Below are 18570 nucleotides of genomic sequence, written 5' to 3'. Positions count from 1 at the left end.
CCTCAGTCTACCAGCCCGTCACCGGGCCGATGTCACCGGAATGTCAAATGAAGCCGCGCCTCGTCCACCACCGCGGGGGTCGAGGGAGCCCCGAGATATCAACCCCTTGGGCGCACCAAAGGCTCCCGAATTTCCTCCGCAGGCCAGGGAGGTGCCCCCTACCATCTGAACATGCCAAGACCGGCGCGGGTTCGCGCCCTTGCCGCGCTGATGGCGGCCGCGCTCCTGACGGGCTGCGCCAGCTCGCCCAAGGGCGCGTACTTCCCGTCTCCCACCAGCTCCGCGACCGTACGCGTGTCCGATATTCTTTACCGCGCCGCGGTGGCGGCGGGCGACGATCCTGAGCGCTACAGCTTCGCGTTCGTACAGAGCCGCGCCGCCGCCGCCTACAGCGACGAGGAGGCGGTGTTCTACTTCACCGACGGGCTCATGAAGCAGCCGACGGAGGTGATCGAGGCCGTGGTGGCCCACGAGGTAGCCCACGAAGTGCTCGGGCACATCGGCGATCGCCGCCGGCTCTCGCTGAGCATCTTCGCCGGCTTCACTCTGCTGGGCGTAGTCGCGCCGGGGGTGGGCCTGCTCGACCTCATCGTGAATCCCCTCGCCGTGCGCGCCTTCTCGCGGCATCAGGAGCTGCAGGCGGATCGTCGCGCCGTCGAGATCCTGAGCGCGATGGGCCACCGCGAGCCGGAGGCCAGCATGGCCCGCGCGCTGCGCGCGCTCGACCGGACGAGCCCGCGGCCGACGGAGGGTCTCACGGGATTGCTCAGCACGCATCCGACACTGGAGGAGCGCCTGACCCCCTGGGGGAGGGGCCGCCCGCTCCCGCCGAGTCCCCGCGCCCCGTCGTCTCTCCTGCCCTCTCGCCGAACGGGAGCGATGCGATGCCGGGCTCGCGCTTCTGGTCAGCCGAGGCGTACCACACGCGTCCCTGACATCAGATCCGCCATGTCCCGCCGCTCGCGATTGAAGAGCGCGACGAGCGCCGCCAGCCCCAGCGTCACCACGACCAGGGCGTTCCCCACCGAGCGGAGCGCCGCACGCCCGTAGCCCGGTGCCCCGCCGCCGCGGCGCACCACCGCGATGCCGAGGGCCATCCGGCCCACGGTCTGGCCGCACCCGCCCAGCAGCACCACGTGGTAGATGAAGTGCAGACCCACGGCGAGGCCGAGGACGCCAGCGTAGATGAGGAGCACGCCTCGCGCGTCACGGGGCAGGCCGCGAATCGCCCACACGCCGAGGATGAGCCACATCGAGCATAGGGCCCACAGCGTGAGACCCATGACGGTATCCAGCAGCCCCGCCAGCATCCGGCGGACGTAGCCCGCCGTGACCATCAGCGCGTCACGGACGCCGAGCTGCCCGCATCGGCGTAGAGGCGGCGGTACTCCTCCCAGCCCACCATGACGCGGCGGACGAAGTTCCGCGTCTCGTTGTAGGGGATCTGCTCCACCCACACCTCGAGGTCGTCGGACTTCCGCGCGCCCCACCACTCGCGCACCCGCGCGGGGCCGGCGTTGTAGGCGGCCACGGCCAGCCGCGCGTCCCCGAAGTCGCGGACGAGCCCGCCCAGGTACGCCGTGCCCAGCTCGATGTTGGCGGCCGGGTCGTCCAGCAGCTCGCCCTCCTGGAAGGCGAGGCCGCGCACCCGTGCCATCGGCCGCGCCGTCTCCGGCATGAGCTGCATGAGCCCCCGCGCGCCCACCCGCGAGCGCGCCTGCGGGTTGTAGGACGATTCCTCGCGCACTACCGCCGAGACGAGGAAGGGGTCGATGCCGGCGCGCTGCGCCGAGCCCGCGACCTCCATGCGCCAGCCCAGCGGGTAGAACATCTCCCAGAACGCGCGCGGCAGCCAGGCATAGCCGCCCCGCGCGACCGGCAAGAAGTCGCGGCGGAGGATGCGCAGCGCCTGATGGTGCCGGGCGTCCTGCGCGAACGCGGCGGAGATGGCATAGAGCCGCCGCGCCTCGCCGGCCGAGCGGTGCGCGAGGTCGTTCAGCTCGGCGTCGGCCCACGCCGCGAGCCCCAGCGAGCGCAGAGCCTCCGCCTTGGCGAAGCGCGGGTCGTCGCGCAGCGACACCAGTCCATCCTCGGGGAGGACCAGGGGCGTGCGAGGGTCGCGCGCGGCAGGCACGGCCAGGCCGCGCTTGGTGAGCCGTGTCGTCGCGAGGATGCCGAAGTAGCCGCGAGGCTGATACACCACCGCCTCGGACCACTGGCGCGTGGCCGCGTCGAGATCGCCCCGCTCCTCGTGCGCCCGGCCGATCCAGTAGGTCGCATTCTCCCGATAGGCCACACCGCCCGGCAGCGTGGCGAGGCGCGTCCACCTGGCCGCCGCGCCGTCGTAGTCCCGCCGGAACCACGCGAGCCACCCCAGGCGCCACTGCGCGCGGCCCGCGTCGTCGTCGTCGGGATAGTCGGCGGCGAGCCGCGTGTAGGTGACCTCCGCCTCCGCGGTCTGGTTGAGCGACTCCTGGATCTGGGCCTTCAGGAACAGCGCGTCGCTGGCCTCGCTGCTCTTGGAATGGTCGCGCACGATCCGGTCGAGGGTGGCGATGGCCGCGGGCGGGCTCTTCGGCTGCTGCAGGCGTGCGCGCTCGAACAGCCAGGCGGGCCGGCGCTCGAACGGCGCGACCGCGATGGCGCGATCCACGGTACGGAGGGCGTCGTCCGGCTTGCCGGTGCGCCGATACGCCTCGGCGACCACGCGCAGCGCGCGGAGCTGCGGGTTGCCGGTGACTCCCTCGGCGAGCAGCGCCTCCATCTCCTGCCGTCCCTGCGTGGCCTGGCCGCCCGCGAGCAGCCGCTCCGCGCGGTCCACGCGCTCGTTCGCGCTCACCGGCGGCGCCGGGATTCCTCGATTGATCAACGCGAGCTCCCGATCGCGGGCCGCATTGGCGGCGAACGAGAGGGGCGCGGTGAGCCAAATGGTGCGGAAGAGGCGCTGCGCCTCCTCACCCTGCCCGGTGGCCTCCAGCAGCTCGGCCAGGCCGAACCGTGCCCCGGGGCTCTCCCAGTGCTCGGGGTAGCGGTCGAGGAAGCGGCGGTAGAACACCATCGCGCTCCCGGTGTCGCCGGCGCGCGCGGCCTCGCGCGCGACGAGCAGCAGCGCCGAGGGCAGCAACGGCCCCTCGCCCGTCAACTCCACCGCCTGTGCGGCCACGCCCGCGGCCCTGCGATCGCCCATGCGGGACAGGGAGTCGGCCTGGAGGTAGAGGGCGTACTCGGGGATGGGGTTCGGGACCGAGGCCGCCTCGCCGAAGAGCCGCGCGGCAGTCGGATAGTCGCTCGCTCGCTGGGCAGCGAGGGCCGCCGCCAGAGGCGGAGCAGCCCCCTGCGACGCCGCCGCCGGAGCGGCGAGCGCGACGATCAGGGCGAGCGAGCGCAGCCACCGCCACATGTTACGAGTTTACCGGAGGGTGTCCGTCCGCTCCATGCTTCGCGCGACCCGCCGCGTGTAGAAGATGCGCTGGAGCGCCGTGGTGTGGGTGAGCACGGCGAGGATGGCCATGGCGGGCGTCATGAGGTTGAACGTTGCCCCCGCGATCAGCACGATGAGCCGCTCCGGCCGCTCCATGAGCCCGATCTCGCAGGCGAGCCCGATCGACTGCGCCCGCGCCTTGGTGTAGGAGACCATCACGGTCCCGATCACCGTGGCCATCGTGAAGAGGCAGAGTGTCCACTCACCGATACGTTGGCAATAGACGACGAGGCCCAGCAGTACCACCAGGTCGGAGTAGCGGTCCACGACGGAATCCAGGAACGCGCCGAAGTCCGTGTCCTGGCCGGCGAGACGGGCGAGCGAGCCGTCGAAGAGATCGAAGAGTCCCGCGACGGTGAGCAGCGCCGCGCCCGTGCGGAGATAGCCGCCGGCGAAGGCCCACGCGGCGACACACGACACGCCGAGGCCGGCGATCGTGAGGTGGTTCGGCCGCACCCGCGCGCGGAGGAGAAGCCGCGCGATGGGATCGGCCGCGCGCTGAACCGGAGCCTTAAAGCGGCTTGAGGAGAGCATCTTCGAGGGCGTCGCGGAGGCGGTCCATCTGAGCGGGATCCTCGAGGCGGCGGCCCTGGTGATCGGTGATGTAGAACGTGTCGTAGGCCTGCTCGATCTCGGTGGCGATGCGCGCGCTGCCGATGTCCAGGCCCAGCGCTTGGAAGGTGCGCGTGATGAGGTAGAGGAGGCCGACGCGGTCGGGACACTTCACCTCGACCACGGTGTGGGTGTCCGAGAGCTGATTGTCCACGGTGATCTTGGGGGGACCGGCCACCGCGGCCGCGGCCGGACGGCCGCTGCGGCGCGCCGCCAGCAGGTCCTCCACGGTCTGCTCGCTCACCAGCACGCGGCGGAGCGCGCCCAGGGTGCGGCGCCACCGGGCGTCTTCCGTCACCGCCTCGCCGAAGGGGTCGTTGACCTGGAAGGTGTCGAGCGCGATCCCGTCCGCACGGGTATGGATCTGGGCGGAGAGGATGTTGATGCCCTCGGCGGCCAGCGTGCCCGCGATCAGCGCGAAGAGACCGGGCACGTCCTTCGTCGCCACGACCAGCTCGGACGAGTCCAGGTCCGGGTGGTGGAAGAGCTCGGTGGCGACCACGTCCTCCTCCAGCCGCTCCACCAGGCGCAGGTGCGCGGCGATGCGCTGGGCGGAAGTGGTGAGGAGGTAGCGGTCCGACATCATGGCAAGGTGGGCCACCACGCCGCCGCGCGCACCCCCCATCTCCTCGGCGACCCGCTCGGCCACCTTTTCGCGGCTGGGCCGCTCGAGCCGCCCGCCGGTGAGCTGAGCCATCGTCCGCGAGAACAGCTCCCAGAGGATACGGGCCATCCAGCCCGTCATCACGCCGGGGCCCACCGCGCGCATGTCGGCGAACGTCAGGAGGTAGAGCATCCGCAGCCGCTCGGGCGTGACCACCACCTCGGCCAGCGACGCCACCGTCTTGGGATCGTCGATGTCCCGGCGCTGCGCCATGTGCGACAGCGTGAGGTGATGCGCGACGAGCAGGGTCACCGCGTCGGCGTCCGCCGGCGGCAGCCCGATGCGCGCCGTCAGGTCCTTGATGAGCGGAATGCCCTTGGCGACGTGGCCGTGCCCCTTTCCCTTGCCGATGTCGTGGAGCAGCATGCCGAGCATCAGGAGGTCGGGGCGCGCCAGCTCGTTCAGCACCTCGGCGATGCCCTCGGACTCCGTGGACTGGCCGGGGGCCAGCGCCTCCAGGTTCTCCACCGCGAGCAGCGAGTGCTGATCGGCGGTGAACCGATGGTAGACGTCGTACTGCACGAGGCAGGTGAGCGCGCCCCACTCGGGAAGATAGCGGCCAAGCAGCCCCAGCTCGTGCATCTCCCGGAGAGTCTGGGCGGTGCGTCCCCAGTTGCGGCAGATGGCGAGGAAGAGATCGCGCACCTCGGGCGAGCGCTGGAACTTCTCGTCCACGAGGTCCAGCGTGTCCTCCATCGCCCGCTCCACGTCCACGCCCAGCTCGAGCCCCAGGCGATGCGAGTGCCAGAACACCTTCATGAGCCGCGTGGAGTCCTCGCGGAACGCGCGGCCATCCGGCTCCACGAGGTGGAGCTGGCCGTCGAGCACGTAGAGACCGTCCGCGAGCGCCTCCTGACGCAGGCGCCGCTGCACCGGGCGCGGACGCGACAGTGTCTCGCGGCAGCGCGCGATCAGGCGCTTCGACACGCGGTGGATCACCCGGGCATGGAGGTAGTAGTCGCGCATGAACTTCTCCACCGCGAGCGACATGTCGTCGCCCTGATAGCCGAAGTTCTTCGCGATCTGGGGCTGGAGCTCGCGGCCGAGCACGTCGTTCTTGTGGCCGGAAATGAAGTGGAGCTCGTTGCGCACGCGCCACAAGAATGTGAGCGCGGCGTCCGCCATCTTCTGCTCGCGCTCGGTGATGAGGCGCTTGTCGCGGAGCTCGAGGAGGGTCCGGGTGCCGAACTTGGTGGAGGCGAGCCACATCGCCGTGTGAATGTCGCGCAGGCCCCCCGCCGACTCCTTGACGTTCGGCTCGCCCATGTAGGGCGAGCCGCCGAACTTGCGATAGCGCTGATCGCGCTCGGCCAGCGCCGTCTCCAGGAACTGGGCGAAGTCCTTCCGATAGACGTTCTCGGCGAGCACCTTCCGGAAGCGGTTGAAGAAGCGGCGGTCGCCCGCGAGGTAGCGCGCCTGCTGCATGGACGTGCGGCTCGTGAAGTCCGTGCGCGCCATCGCCACGCAGTCCGGTAGGCTTCGCACCGCGTGGCCCACCTGGAGCCCGAGATCCCAGAGGGTGTAGAGGAGGCCTTGGGTCACCCGCTGGACGTAGGGACCCATCTCGCCGTCGTAGAGCAGCAGCAGGTCGAGGTCCGAGAGCGGATGCAGCTCGCCGCGCCCGTAGCCGCCCAGTGCCACCAGCACGATGGGCATGGGGGCCGCGCCCTCGTGCCGGGCATCGTCGACGGCCAGGCGGAACAGCGTGACCAGAAAGCCGTCCATGAAGGACGCATAGGCCTGCACCGACTGCTGGCCGGAGGCCCCGCCGAGATGGGCGGCCCGGAGGAAGTTCACATTGGAGGAAAGGTGCTGGCGGAGAAGCTCGAGTCTGAGCCGCCGCTTCCGCTCCGCTCGCTCGGCCGGCTCCCCGTTGAACCCCTTTTCGGCCTGGGCTTCCACCCGGCGGAGCTGGCGGAACAGCTCGGCTGACATGTCGAGACGTTACATGGCCAGAGCCGATCCTGTCAAACGTGGCGCGGACTTCCCCGCGCGTATACAATGTCCCGGCCATGCGAAGGATCTGGCGCGACGCCCTCCATCAGGTCACCCCATACGTGGCCGGGCCCCCGATCGAAGAGGTGGCCCGGGAGCTGGGTCTGGCTTCCGTGATCCGGCTGTCCGCCAATGAGAATCCGCTCGGGCCATCGCCGAAGGTGATCGAAGCGCTGCGGGCCGAGGCCGCGCGCGTCCACCTCTATCCCGACGGCGGCTCCCACGCGCTCCGGAAGGCGCTGGGCGAGTGGATCGGCATGGAGCCGTCCTGGCTCGTCTGCGGCAACGGCGCGGACGAGCTCCTGTCGTTCATCGCTCGGGCCACCCTGGATCCCGGCGACGAGGTGGTGCTGCCGCACCCGGCCTTCGAGCCCTACAGCACCGAGGCGCTCCTGGCCGGGGCCACGCCGGTGATGAGCCCGCTGCGCGGCTACGACACCGACCTGGACGACATGCGCCGCCGGATCACCGCCCGGACGAAGCTGGTGTTCATCTGCACGCCGCACAACCCGGCCTCCACCCTGGTGCCGAAGGGGCCCCTGCGGCACTTCATCGAGTCGCTCGGCGCCGACGCGCCGCTCGTGATCCTCGACGAGGCCTATCGGGACTTCTGCGATCACCCGGAGACCGCCGATGGCGCGGCCCTGGCGCGCGACTTCCCGTTCGTGCTCTCGCTGCGCACGTTCTCCAAGATCGCGGGGCTCGCGGGGCTGCGCGTGGGCTACGCGATCGCGCGGCCCGAGGTCATCGAGATGCTCGATCGCGTGCGCGCCCCCTTCAACGTGAATCGCCTCGCCCAGGTCGCGGGCGTGGCGGCGCTGGAGGACCGCGCACATCTCGAGCGCACGCGGGCGCTCGTCCTCGCGGAGCGGCCGAAGCTCGCCGAGGCCCTCCGGCGCCGCGGCGCCACCGTGCCCGAGTCCCAGTCGAACTTCCTCCTCGTCCGGGTGGGCGAGAAGGCCGAGACCTGCCGGCAGGCGCTCATGAAGTCGGGAATCCTCGTGCGCGACGGCGCGCTGGTGGGCTTTCCCGGCCATCTTCGCATCAGCATCGGCGACGCCGCGGGCAATACCCGCGTCCTGGACGTCTGGGACCGCGTCGTCGGCGTCGCCGCCTAGCCCGCCTCAGCCGTGGGCGCCGAGGGTCGGCGCCGCCGGCGCCGCGCCCGAGGCCCGCATCGCGGCCAGGTCGTGCTCCAGAGTCTTGCGCCCGAGGAGCAGGACCAGGCCCGACACCGCGAGCAGGCAGCCCGTGACCAGCACGGGGATCTTGAGCCCGATACGATCCGAGGCCGCCCCGATCAGCCAGGGGGAGACGGCGTCGCCCAGGAGGTGGATCATCATGGTGGTCAGCGCGAAGCCGCGCGCGCGCACCTCGGCGGGCAGGACATTGGCCATGGCGGCGTTGAGGGGCCCGATGTTGACGAAGAGCAAGAGCAGCATCACGAACATGGCGGGCCAGAACACCAGCGGCGAGGGCGAAAGGATCGCGAAGAGGGTGAACACGATCGACACGGTCAGCGTCCAGCCGGACAGGACGAAGTCCGCGCCGGGGTGGCGCCGGGCCAGCGCCTGGGCGAGCCGTCCGCCGACCAGTGTCCCGACGAAGCCGGCGATGACGAGGAGCATGCCGAAGGTCGAGGTCGCGACTGCGAGCGGGATGCCGCGCTCCCGGACGAAGTAGGCGGGCGCCCACGTGGCGAGCCCGCCCATCGCGAACGTGTAGATGATCTGGGAGACGGTGTTCACCGTGTAGCTTCGACGCGCGAGCAGCGCGCGTATCCCGGCGCCGCCGAACGGAATCGGGGCCACGGGACCGCCGGTGTCCAGCGCGCCGCGCCGAGGCTCCACGAGCAGCAGCAGGAAGAACGCCAGCGCTACCCCCGGCGCGCCGGCCACGAAGAAGGCGTGCCGCCAGCCGTAGTGCTCGCCGATCACGCCGCCCACGATGTAGCCCAGCGCCGAGCCCACGGGAATTGCCGCGTAGAAGATGCCCATCACGCGGGCCCGCTGATCGGGCGGGTAGACGTCGGAGAGCAGCGGCGGCGTCACCACGCCGTAGCCCGCCTCCCCCACGCCGGTGAGCGCGCGCGCGAGCACGAGCAGCGCATAGGTCGTGGCGAGGCCCGAGCCCACCGTGGCGAGACTCCAGACGAAGATGCCGATGGCGGCGAGATGCATCCGGTTGACGCGGTCGCCGAGCGTGCCCGCCACCGGACACGCGAGCGCGTACGTCACGATGAAGATCGACTGGAGCAGCCCGCCCTGCGCATCCGAGATATGGAGGTCGGTCAGGATGAGCGTGAGGGTGGCGGCAGCGACGTACCGGTCGAGGTAGTTGAGAGCGTTGAGAGCGGTGAGGGCGCCCAGGATGAGGCCGGGCCGGCGCCGCCAGTCGCTACCGGGCATCGGCGCCTCCCGGGGCGGGCGGGGCCGTGGTCGGCACCCGCGCGGCAAGCGCGCGCACCTCCTCGACCAGCGCCTGGCGCTCGCGCATCAGCGAGCGGTGCAGGTCCCGGTCGCCGAGGAAGCGGAAGAACGCGCGGGCCTGGCGCGCGACCTCGCCCAGTCGCTCGCGCCAGGCCAGCGCCAGCAGCCCGGAAGGCACGAGAAGTACGGCGAAGGCCACGAGGGCGCGAACGCCCGCCAGTCGCCACACGATCCAGCCTTCCGCGATCCACAGCAGCGGATGGAGCACCGTCCCGGCCGCCATCTTGTCGGTCCCCTCCTCCTCGGCGGTGGAGCTGAGCATGTCTGCCGCCACGCCGGTGAGCCAGTAGGGCGCCGCGTGGCACACGATGCCCCAGAGCGCGAGCGGCAGGCCCAGCGCCAGCCAGAGCAGGTTCTCGCCGATGTACCGCGTGACCAGCTTCACCGTGTAGGGCCGGCCGAGCTGCTCACCGGTGATGCCGACCTCGTCGAGCCGCGCGCGGTAGTGTTCCAGCCGCCGGCGCACGTCCTTCACGCGGTCGGGCTCGGTGACGGCGAGGGCGCCGGCGCCGCGGGCCACCTCCTGCCGCCAGGCCAGCGAGCGCGCGGGACCGGATGGGTCCGCGGGCTCGCCGCGGCGCGCCGCCTCTTCCCACCACGCGTGCTCGAGCGCGACCAGCAGGTCGAGCGTGTGCTGGTCTTCCGCCTCCACCATCTGCGCACGGATGGCCTCGTGGAGACGGTCGGTCAGGAGGCGCACCGCCTGCGCGGGCTCGCGGCGGGCGAGGGCGAGGGCCTCGGCGGTGGGCAGCGGCGCGCCGAACTTCACCACGACCGAGGCGGAGCGGAAGATCCCAGGCTCGTAGTAGGCGAGGCCAACCGGCAGGATCGTCACGTCACCCCGCTCGCCGGTCCGCGCCGCCGCGCCCGCGGTCTCGAGCACGATGCGGGCCACGCCGGTGCGCAGCGGCAGCACGATGGGCAGGGGCTGGCTGCGCCCCTCGGGGAAGATCAAGACCGCGCCGCCCCCATGCAACGCCGCCACCACCGCGTCGAACATCTCCTCGTTCCGTCGCGGGTCGTTGCCGGCCTCGATCCGCCGGTACACGGGCACACCGCCCATCAGCCACAGGAACGGCGCGATGAGCGGGTGACGGAAGAGCGTGGACTTGGCGAGCACGCGGATGGGGCGGGGGCAGGTGACCATGATCAGCATGGCGTCGACGAGGGCGTTGTGGTGATTGGGCGTCACCACGACGGGGCCGGCCGGCGGGATGTGATCGCGTCCCACCACGTCGATGCGCCGATAGAACAGCCAGAGGAGAAGCCGGACGATGCCCCGGACGAGCCGGTATCCCACGCACTCCCCGCGCGCTAGCGGGTGATCTGCCGCGTGCTCTTCGACTTGGTGGACGACTTCGCCCGCGGCTTCTCGATCGGCTTGGTGGCGTCCGCGGGGGCGGGCTTCTCGCGGAGCACGCCGAGCTGCTTCTCGAGGATCGACACGCGCTGCTGCGCCAGCGCGGCCTGCGTGCGGATGGCCTCCGCTTCCGTGTAGACGACCTTGAGCTCGGCGCGCAGTCGCTCGACCTCCGAGCGGCTCTCGCTCCACTTGGCCCACAGCACCACGGACAGCACGACCAGGAGCAGGGCGGCGACGATGAGGGCCCAGGGACGGCGCGGCCGCGCGACCTCGACGTCGCGCGACTCCATCTCCATGCCGTCGATGCGATCGCTGCCCCGGAGGGCCATGCGCGCGAGTCTAGCAGACCCCCCGAGCGGCGGCCAGTGGTCTGCTAGACTGAGTCCGGTGGCGCCCGGACTGCTCCCCCGTTTCTTCGAGCGAGTGACGCGCAGCGCGTTCGGTGACCTCGCGCTGGACGACTCCCGCGCCGCCGGCTACCTCACCGATCTCCTCACCCGCTACGCCCGCACCGAGGCGCTCGGCGCCATCGATGCTCTGCCGGGGCGGCCGCTGCCGACAGTGGCGGACGCGCTCCTCGAGATCCAGCGGGTGTGGGACTGGACGGACCCGCGCTTCGCGCCAGAGCAGGAGCGGGTGGTGCAACGGCACATCGGGGACTACACGCTGTTCATGCTGGGGCTCTTCCGCGAGCACGTCGAGCGCCTGGCCGTCACCAGCTACTACGAGACGGAGGGGCGCCGCGCGTACCGCTTCCTCGCCGAACTGGGCCGCGCCGGTCACGAGCTCGACGCGCCGCTCTACGCGCGCCTGGCCGAGGGCTTCGAGCGCTACGCCGGCGCGCTCGCGTACATGAAGAAGGTGTACTTCCGCGACACCGCGCTCCCGTGGCGCGGGCTCGCCGCGTCATGAGCGCCCGGTGAGCGCGTCCGCGCTCGACGCCGCGCTGGGCGGCGGGCCCCTGCCCGACTTGGCTGGGCTCTCGGAGGAGGCGCTGGACGAGACCCTGCGGGAGCTGGGACGGCGGCACGGGGCGGCCGCGGCGCCGCTCCTGCGCCGCCTCGCCGAGGAAGCGCCGGAAAAGCCCACGCGCAAGGGCGCCCGGCGCGAGCTCTACCGCCTGGCCCAGGCGGGCGTGACGCTGCCCGAGGCCGCCGGCGGCACGCGGCCGCTCGCCGGCCCGCTGATCCGGCGCGAGCCCGAGCGCGCCACCGCCGCGTGGATGTCGGGCATCGACGGCGCGGGCTCCCGCGCGGCCTGGATCGTCTTCGAGGGGGGCCGGGGCGGCGGGATGCGTCTCTGCTCCCTGATCCTGAACGACGAGGTGGGCATTCTCGAGTCGGCCGGGGGCCCGGTCACGCGCAGGCGTCTCGACGCCGAGCAGCGCGCGCTGCGCGAGACGCAGAAGCTACCCTGGGTGGCGGCGCCCCCCGCGCGCGCGGCCGCCCTCGTCGCCGAGGCGCTCGCGCTCCACGGCGTCCTCGGTACCGCGCCGCCGCCGGAGTTCGGGCGCTGGCGCGGGCTCTTCCCGCCACGCCCCGCGCCCGATCCCCAGCTCGCCGACGCCGCCCCGCCCGCCGTGGTCGATCGCGATGCCGCGAACCGCGCGGTGTCGCTGCTGGAGCTGCCCGAGCTGGGCGGCTGGTTCGTCGATCCCGCGGCGGTGCGCGAGGAGGCGGTGGCGCTGCTCGAGGCGCGCGATAGCCGCCTCGTGGTCTCCGACCAGATCAAGGCCGAGCGGGAGGCCGCCATCGTGGACCGCGCGGTCGCGCGCTGCTTCCCGCCGCCCGTCCGCCAGCGCTGGGCGCGGCGGCTCGGCGAGATGGCGCTGATCTTCGACGCCACGGCGCGCCCTGAGCCTGCCGCGCTGGCCCGCGCGGCCGCGGCCGCCTTCGCGGACATGGAGCACCCCGTGGAATCGGTGGCGTTCGCCCGCGCGCTTGCGCTCCGCGGGCTCGAGGTCGCGGGCGAGGTGACGCTGGGCCGCGCGCGCCTGGACGACGTCAGCCGCGCGCCGGCACGGCGGCACGCGTGAGCACGCGATGATCCCGGGTGTCCGCGTCGGTCACGCCACGGATGCCCAGGCCCTCACCGGCTGCACGGTCATCCTCACCGACCGGCCAGCCGTAGGGGGCGTGGAGATTCGCGGCTGGGCGGCGGGCGTGCACGGCCTCGAGTTTCTCGACCCGCGGCACCTGGTCCCCACCCTCGACGGCGTGGTGCTGGCCGGCGGCAGCGCCTACGGTCTCGAGGCCATCTGGGGCGTCATGGAGTACCTTGAGGAGCAGGGCGTAGGGTTTCCCGTCTCGCACACCGTGGTGCCACATGTGGCGGGCGCCATCCTCTTCGACCTGGGGGTGGGCGATCATCGCGTTCGTCCGGGGCGGGCCATGGGGTATCAAGCGGCACGCGCGGCGCGGCCGGGTCCGCCCGCGGAGGGCAATGTCGGCGCGGGCACCGGGGCGACCATCGGCAAGCTCTATCGGATAGACCGCGCCATGCGGGGCGGGATCGGCCATGCCGTCGTCGAGGACTCCGCGTTCACCGCCGGCGCCATCATGGCGGTGAACGCGGTCGGCGACGTTCTCGATCCCGAGACGGGCCGCCTCGTCGCGGGCGCGCGCGACGCGCCCGACGGCCGGGGCCTGATCGACACCGCCTCGGCGCTGGCCGCGGGCGCGACGCCGCCCGGCTTCCGCCCCAGCAACACCACGATCGGCTGCATCGTCACCAATGCGCGGCTCACCAAGGCGGAGGCGGCGTGGGTCGCGGCGCTGGCGATGGACGGTTACGCCCTCGCCCTGTCACCGCCCCATCTGCCGTCGGACGGGGACACGCTGTTCTGCCTGTCGGTCGGCGAGCGCGAGGTCGATCCGGCTCAGGTGGGCAAGGCCGCCGCGCACGTGGTGGCGCGGGCCATCGTCCGCGGCGTGCGCGCCGCCACCGGACTGCCGGGTCTCCCCGCGGCGCGCGATCTCGGCGGAGGCGGCGGCTAGGCGCGGCGGCCGCGCTCGATCAGCGTGGCGAGGCGCTCGGGATCCACCGGCTTGACGAGATGCGCATCGAATCCCGCGTCGAGGGCGCGCCGCTGGTCTTCGGGCCGGCCGAACCCGGTCAGGGCCACCAGGAAGATCTGCCCGCCGTCGGGCCGCGCGCGAATGGCTTCGGCCAGCTCGTAGCCGTCGAGGCCCGGCAGGCCGATGTCCACGATGGCGACGTCGACGCGCTCGCGTGCGAGCACGCCGAGCGCGGCGCGGGCGTCGGCAGCGTCCCAGACCTGATGTCCCGTGATCGTCAGCACCATCCGCAGCATCTCGCGGGCGTCCTCGCCGTCCTCGACCAGCAGCACGCGGCGCGCCGTGGGCGCGGCCGGCTTCTCCGCGGGCCGGGGCGCCGCACCCGGTGGCAGGATCGTCGGCAGCGTGACGGTGAAGACGCTCCCCGCCCCGGCGCCCCCGCTCGCCGCGGTGACGGTCCCGCCGTGGAGCTGGGCGACGTGACGCACCAGTGTGAGCCCGATGCCGAGGCCGCCGCGCCGATCGCTCGGATCGCTCCTGGCCTGGTAGAAGAGATCGAAGACGTGTGGCAGCGCGGAGGCGGGGATGCCGGCGCCGGTATCCCGGACGATGAGGCGTGCCCACCGGCCCTCCTGGTCCACGCTGATGCGGATCTCGCCGCCGTCCGGTGTGTACTTGACCGCGTTGCTCACGAGATTGCTCAGGATCTGGTCCACGCGGGCGGGATCGGCTTCCACCCACACCGGCTTCCCCGCGGTGAGGCCCACGCGGTGGAAGCGAGTCATGCCCGCGGCGCCCAGCATGGTCACGGCGCGGGTCACCGCGTCGGCGAGATCGAGCGGCTCACGCCGCAGGGTCACCTGGCCGCGCGTCACGCGGCTCACGTCGAGGAGATCGTCGACGATCCGCGCGAGGTGGTCGGCCTGGCGGCGGATCACGTCGCGGGCGCCCGCGTCGCCCGCGCGCGCGTCAAGCACCCCGATGGCGCTGCGGATGGCGCCGAGCGGGTTGCGCAGCTCGTGTCCCAGCATGGCGAGGAACTCGTCCTTGGCGCGGCTGGCGCGCTCGAGCTCGCGCTTCGCCGCTGCCATCTCGTCGTAGCTCGCCCGGAGCTCGGCGTGGGCACGGCGCTCTGCGGCGCGCGCCTCGCGCAGCGCCGCCTCCGCGTGCACCCGCTCGGTGATGTCCTCGGCGATCCCGCCCAGCCGGTACACCCGGCCGGCGGCATCCGTGATGGGGAAGCCGCGGTCGCGCACCCACCGGAGCCCGTGGGCCGGGGTGATCATGCGATAGGTCTCGTCGAAGGCGGCGTGCCGGGCGCGCTCCACCAAGGTCGCCTCGACTCGCGCTCGGTCGTCCGGGTGAATGGACGCGCTCCACAGCAGCGGGTCGCGATAGAAGGCCTCGCGATCGAAGCCCCAGCGCTCGATGGTAGGGCTCAGATAAAGCACGCGACGAGTGGCCAGATCGGTGATCCAGAACACCGCGTCGATGTGCTCGGCCAGCTGCCGGAAGCGGTCCTCGTGCTCCCGCAGCGCTTCCTCGGCGCCCATGGGTGCAGATGGTACCAAGCCGTCCAGCCCATGCAAGCAGCGCACCTTCAGGGGAGGATGCCCCCATGAAAGCCTATGGCCCGACCGTCCTGAGGATCGTGCTTGGCGCGATCTTCGTCATGCACGCCTATCTGGCGCTGTTCGAGTACACCCCGACCGGGTTCGCGGCCTTCAGCGGCAAGCTGGGAGTGCCGCTGCCCGCGGTGGCGGCGTGGTTCACCATCATCGCGCACGGAGTGGGCGGGCTCATGATGATCCTGGGACTCTGGACGCGCCTCGCCGCGCTTGTGAATCTCGTCGTGGTGCTGGGCGCGCTGGTCTTCGTGCATCTCCACGAGGGCTTCTTCATCCACGGCGTGCTCGTGGACGGCAAGGCGCAGGCGGCGGGCTACGAGTACGTGCTGACACTGGCAGGGGTGACCATCGCCTCGGTGCTATCGGGCGGCGGCGCCGCCGCGCTGACCCGCGACTAAGCCCTGAAAAAGTGGGCAAAGCGCGGACGGTGGGCGGCGCCCCCGGCGCGTCAGGCGGGGACGCGCCGGCCCGCCGCCTCCCGGGCCCAGTTCCGGTGGCGGCCGATGGCGCGGATGAAGTCGGGCGCGAGCTTGGCCACCTGCGCGTCCTCGCCCACGACGATCGCCTCGTCGGCCGAGCGCGCCGGGGGCAGGAGCTCCGCACCCACCCCGGTGGCCGCCAGAGCCTTGCAATGCTTGTAGGCCTCGCGGACGAAGAGCACGGCCATGGCGTCCTCCCGAAGCGCGGCCACGCTCTGCGGGCCGCCTGGCACGTACACCGCATCGAAGAGCACGGAGCCCACGGTGGCGAGGCTCATGTCCACCGGCACCGTGCCGCCGCGCGCGCCTTTGAGCGCGCCGAGCCGGGGGCCGATCACCTTGGGCACCGCGCCTGCGGCGGTGAGGAGCCGACTCATCGTCGCCACCGCGGCATCGTCCACACCGTCGGCGGCGAGTATGGCCACCTTTCGTGACTTGGCGGTGTCTTTCACGGTATTGGCCATGCTGAGGGCGGGGGAGGGCCGCGCCGGCGCCTTGGCGCGCCGCGGCTGATAGGCCTCGGGGTCGCCGTCGGCGGGCACGCTCAGGTTGAGCGGGCCGTCCGGCCGCTGGGGCTTCACCCCGAGCCCCTCGCCCACGCGGTTGGCCAGCCCCTCGTCCACGAGCGTCAGCATGCCCACCATGCGCTCCCGGATTGCGGGCCGCTCGAGCTTTCCCAGCTCGAACTGCAGCGCGCTCACGATATGGTCCTTCTCGGGGTCCGACTGGCTCACCCAGAACAGTGTGGCCTGGCTGAAGTGATCGAAAAACTTCTCGCCCCGCTGCCGGAGCTTGGGCGCGCTGATCGGGATGGAGTGGCTGACGAAGCCGCCGTCGCGCCCCCCGACTTGCACGGGGCAGCCGCCCCCGATCGAATTGGGATGGTAGGCCGCACGCGACACGCTGATGGTCTGGCGCATGAGCCCGTCGCGCTGGTTGTTGTGCACGGGGGAGACAGGCCGGTTGATGGGGATCTCGTGGAAGTTGGGGCCGCCGAGGCGGAGGAGCTGGGTATCGGTATAGGAGAAGAGCCGGCCCTGGAGCAGGGGGTCGTCGGTGAAGTCGATGCCGGGTACAACGTGACCGGGATGGAAGGCCACCTGCTCGGTCTCGGCGAAGAAGTTGTCAGGGTTGCGGTTGAGGGTGAGCCGTCCAACGCGTTGCACCGGCACCAGCTCCTCGGGCACGATCTTGGTGGGATCGAGAAGGTCGAAGTCGAACGCGTCCTCGTCCTTCTCCTCGATCATCTGGAGGCCCAGCTCCCATTCGGGGAAGGTGCCGGACTCGATGGCCTCCCAGAGGTCGCGCCGGTGGAAGTCGGGGTCTTTGCCCGAGATCTTGAGCGCCTCGTCCCACAGGACCGAATGCACGCCCAGGAGCGGCTTCCAGTGAAACTTCACGAAGCGCGCCTCGCCCCGCTCGTTCACGAGTCGGAAGGTGTGGACGCCGAACCCCTCCATCATCCGCAGGCTCCGCGGGATGGCGCGGTCCGACATGACCCACATGATCATGTGCATGGACTCGGGCATCAGCGAGATGAAGTCCCAGAAGGTGTCGTGGGCGGAGGCGGCCTGGGGGATCTCGTTGTGCGGCTCCGGCTTCACCGCGTGGACGAGATCGGGGAACTTCACCGCGTCCTGGATGAAGAAGACCGGGATATTGTTTCCCACGAGATCGAAATTCCCCTCCTCGGTGTAGAACTTCACCGCGAAGCCTCGGACGTCGCGGGCGAGGTCGGTCGAGCCGCGCGAGCCGGCCACCGTGGAGAAGCGCACGAACACCGGCGTCTCCTTGGCGGGGTCCTGGAGGAAGGCAGCCCGGGTGAGGCGGCCGAGCGGCTTGTAGACCTTGAACACGCCATGCGCGGCAGCGCCCCGAGCGTGTACTACGCGCTCGGGGATCCGCTCGTGGTCGAAGTGGGTGATCTTCTCGCGAAGTATGAAGTCTTCGAGCAGGGACGGGCCCCGGGCACCCGCTTTCAGGCTGTTCTGGTCGTCGTTGATGGGGACGGCCTGATCGGTGGTGAGACGCGCCTCCGTCCCGTCCTCGCGGAATGCGTCGAGTGCGTCGATCTTCTCGCTCGAGGATGGCTTGCCGTTGCTCCGCCGAGCCTGGCCGTTGCTGGCCTTGTCCGTCACCCTTTTGTTGCGCCGCTTGTCATTGGCCACGGTTCCGCTCCCCTTGAAAGATTCGCCCGTGGGGCGGGCGTCCTCTCATGCGGCAAGGGCTATGCCATGCCGGTACGCTTATTGCTCTTCTAATTCGTCACCAGTTCAAATCTGATGCGGAGGACTCAGCAAAATGGCCGAACAGGATCGACTCGTGACGGGATTGTTCCGGGACCGTGACAGCGCCGAGCGTGCCTATCAGGCGCTCGAGGGGCGGGGCTATCAGAGGGATGACCTCAACGTGCTGATGACGGACGAGACGCGGAAGAAGTACTTCGCCGACGGCAACGCTCCGAAGAGCGAGCTCGGGACGAAGGCGCTCGAAGGGGCGGGCGTGGGTGCGGGCGTGGGCGCGGTCACCGGCGGAGTGATCGCGGCGGTCGTGGCGGCGGCTACCATCGCGATCCCCGGTGTCGGCCTGGTCGTGGCAGGGCCCATCGCCGCCGCCCTTGCCGGCGCGGGCGCGGGAAGCGTGGCCGGCGGAGCCATCGGAGCACTCGTCGGCGCAGGGATACCGGAGGAGCGCGCACGGCACTACCAGAGTGGCCTGTCCGAAGGGGGCATCGTGCTCGGGGTCAATCCCCGCACCGACGATGACGCCGAGTACTTCGAGCAGGAGTGGAAGAACAGCCACGGCGAGCACGTCTACGGGCGCCGCATCTAGCTAGCCGAGC

General features: G+C 71.5%; 15 protein-coding genes and 1 pseudogene. 7 read left to right on the top strand and 9 right to left on the bottom strand.

Features of this window, described 5'->3' with window-relative positions:
* Positions 1–171: 171 nt before the first annotated feature.
* A pseudogene (locus VFX14_11030) lies at positions 172–786 on the top strand (M48 family metalloprotease).
* A 119-nt stretch (positions 787–905) separates the two neighbouring features.
* Here VFX14_11030 and VFX14_11025 read toward each other — a convergent pair.
* From VFX14_11025 to glnD, 4 genes are read right to left on the bottom strand one after another with little or no spacing between them, the layout of a single operon-like run.
* Positions 906–1337 carry an RDD family protein gene (locus tag VFX14_11025; GenBank protein HEU5190213.1) on the bottom strand — a complete coding sequence of 144 codons (432 nt, stop codon included), beginning with the start codon at positions 1335–1337 and terminating at the stop codon, positions 906–908.
* The gene (locus VFX14_11020) at positions 1337–3400 is read right to left on the bottom strand and encodes a transglycosylase SLT domain-containing protein (GenBank protein ID HEU5190212.1); all 2064 of its coding nucleotides are present in this window, start codon (positions 3398–3400) and stop codon (positions 1337–1339) included. The genes VFX14_11025 and VFX14_11020 overlap by 1 nt, the downstream gene beginning before the upstream one ends.
* A 9-nt stretch (positions 3401–3409) precedes the next feature.
* Entirely contained in the window at positions 3410–4015 is a 606-nt protein-coding gene (locus tag VFX14_11015) for a CDP-alcohol phosphatidyltransferase family protein (protein HEU5190211.1), read from the bottom strand.
* Complete coding sequence (gene glnD, locus VFX14_11010; GenBank protein HEU5190210.1) at positions 3993–6692, bottom strand: [protein-PII] uridylyltransferase; 2700 nt, start codon at positions 6690–6692, stop codon at positions 3993–3995. The genes VFX14_11015 and glnD overlap by 23 nt, the downstream gene beginning before the upstream one ends.
* 77 nt (positions 6693–6769) lie before the next feature.
* On the opposite strand from glnD, the gene hisC reads away from it, so the two are divergent.
* Positions 6770–7870 (top strand): histidinol-phosphate transaminase, encoded by a 1101-nt coding sequence (gene hisC / locus VFX14_11005; protein ID HEU5190209.1) that lies wholly within the window; start codon positions 6770–6772, stop codon positions 7868–7870.
* Positions 7871–7876: 6 nt separating this feature from the next.
* On the opposite strand, the gene VFX14_11000 is transcribed toward hisC, so the two are convergent.
* From VFX14_11000 to VFX14_10990, 3 genes are read right to left on the bottom strand one after another with little or no spacing between them, the layout of a single operon-like run.
* Positions 7877–9160, bottom strand: coding sequence for an MFS transporter (locus VFX14_11000; GenBank protein ID HEU5190208.1), 1284 nt, complete (start codon positions 9158–9160; stop codon positions 7877–7879).
* On the bottom strand, positions 9150–10541 hold the full coding sequence (locus tag VFX14_10995) for a lysophospholipid acyltransferase family protein (protein HEU5190207.1): 1392 nt from the start codon (positions 10539–10541) through the stop codon (positions 9150–9152). The genes VFX14_11000 and VFX14_10995 overlap by 11 nt, the downstream gene beginning before the upstream one ends.
* A 14-nt stretch (positions 10542–10555) precedes the next feature.
* Positions 10556–10933 (bottom strand): hypothetical protein, encoded by a 378-nt coding sequence (locus VFX14_10990; GenBank protein ID HEU5190206.1) that lies wholly within the window; start codon positions 10931–10933, stop codon positions 10556–10558.
* A gap of 58 nt (positions 10934–10991) precedes the next feature.
* Between VFX14_10990 and VFX14_10985 the strand changes: the two genes are divergently transcribed.
* From VFX14_10985 to VFX14_10975, 3 genes are read left to right on the top strand one after another with little or no spacing between them, the layout of a single operon-like run.
* Entirely contained in the window at positions 10992–11516 is a 525-nt protein-coding gene (locus tag VFX14_10985; GenBank protein ID HEU5190205.1) for a hypothetical protein, read from the top strand.
* Between the two features lie 7 nt (positions 11517–11523).
* Entirely contained in the window at positions 11524–12639 is a 1116-nt protein-coding gene (locus VFX14_10980) for a hypothetical protein (GenBank protein ID HEU5190204.1), read from the top strand.
* A gap of 7 nt (positions 12640–12646) precedes the next feature.
* The gene (locus VFX14_10975) at positions 12647–13600 is read left to right on the top strand and encodes a P1 family peptidase (protein ID HEU5190203.1); all 954 of its coding nucleotides are present in this window, start codon (positions 12647–12649) and stop codon (positions 13598–13600) included.
* Here the strand turns inward: VFX14_10975 and VFX14_10970 are convergent.
* Positions 13597–15174, bottom strand: coding sequence for an ATP-binding protein (locus tag VFX14_10970; protein ID HEU5190202.1), 1578 nt, complete (start codon positions 15172–15174; stop codon positions 13597–13599). The two genes, VFX14_10975 and VFX14_10970, sit on opposite strands and share 4 nt — an antisense overlap.
* 65 nt (positions 15175–15239) lie before the next feature.
* Here VFX14_10970 and VFX14_10965 point away from each other — a divergent pair, with 65 nt between their 5' ends.
* Positions 15240–15647: a DoxX family protein gene (locus tag VFX14_10965; protein HEU5190201.1), complete on the top strand. Its 408-nt coding sequence runs from the start codon at positions 15240–15242 to the stop codon at positions 15645–15647.
* A gap of 50 nt (positions 15648–15697) precedes the next feature.
* Here the strand turns inward: VFX14_10965 and VFX14_10960 are convergent, their stop codons facing one another.
* A complete protein-coding gene (locus VFX14_10960) occupies positions 15698–17800 on the bottom strand; it encodes a catalase (protein ID HEU5190200.1) in 2103 nt (700 codons plus the stop codon).
* A gap of 250 nt (positions 17801–18050) precedes the next feature.
* On the opposite strand from VFX14_10960, the gene VFX14_10955 reads away from it, so the two are divergent.
* The gene (locus tag VFX14_10955) at positions 18051–18560 is read left to right on the top strand and encodes a hypothetical protein (GenBank protein HEU5190199.1); all 510 of its coding nucleotides are present in this window, start codon (positions 18051–18053) and stop codon (positions 18558–18560) included.
* Positions 18561–18570: the final 10 nt, after the last annotated feature.

The organism is Candidatus Methylomirabilota bacterium, assembly GCA_035764725.1.
Classification (GTDB): Bacteria; Methylomirabilota; Methylomirabilia; order Rokubacteriales; family CSP1-6; genus DASRWT01.
Note: the sequence above shows the minus strand (reverse complement) of the source record. Positions and strands in the feature narration are given on the sequence as shown.

Bases quoted from the DNA above. Each gene is read 5' to 3' on its own strand.
- glnD (HEU5190210.1), bottom strand. From the start codon at position 6,692: ATGTCAGCCGAGCTGTTCCGCCAGCTCCGCCGGGTGGAAGCCCAGGCC.
- VFX14_10990 (HEU5190206.1), bottom strand. From the start codon at position 10,933: ATGGCCCTCCGGGGCAGCGATCGCATCGACGGCATGGAGATGGAGTCG.
- VFX14_11025 (HEU5190213.1), bottom strand. From the start codon at position 1,337: ATGGTCACGGCGGGCTACGTCCGCCGGATGCTGGCGGGGCTGCTGGAT.
- VFX14_10965 (HEU5190201.1), top strand. From the start codon at position 15,240: ATGAAAGCCTATGGCCCGACCGTCCTGAGGATCGTGCTTGGCGCGATC.
- VFX14_11000 (HEU5190208.1), bottom strand. From the start codon at position 9,160: ATGCCCGGTAGCGACTGGCGGCGCCGGCCCGGCCTCATCCTGGGCGCC.
- VFX14_10970 (HEU5190202.1), bottom strand. From the start codon at position 15,174: ATGGGCGCCGAGGAAGCGCTGCGGGAGCACGAGGACCGCTTCCGGCAG.
- VFX14_10975 (HEU5190203.1), top strand. From the start codon at position 12,647: ATGATCCCGGGTGTCCGCGTCGGTCACGCCACGGATGCCCAGGCCCTC.
- VFX14_11020 (HEU5190212.1), bottom strand. From the start codon at position 3,400: ATGTGGCGGTGGCTGCGCTCGCTCGCCCTGATCGTCGCGCTCGCCGCT.
- hisC (HEU5190209.1), top strand. From the start codon at position 6,770: ATGCGAAGGATCTGGCGCGACGCCCTCCATCAGGTCACCCCATACGTG.
- VFX14_11015 (HEU5190211.1), bottom strand. From the start codon at position 4,015: ATGCTCTCCTCAAGCCGCTTTAAGGCTCCGGTTCAGCGCGCGGCCGAT.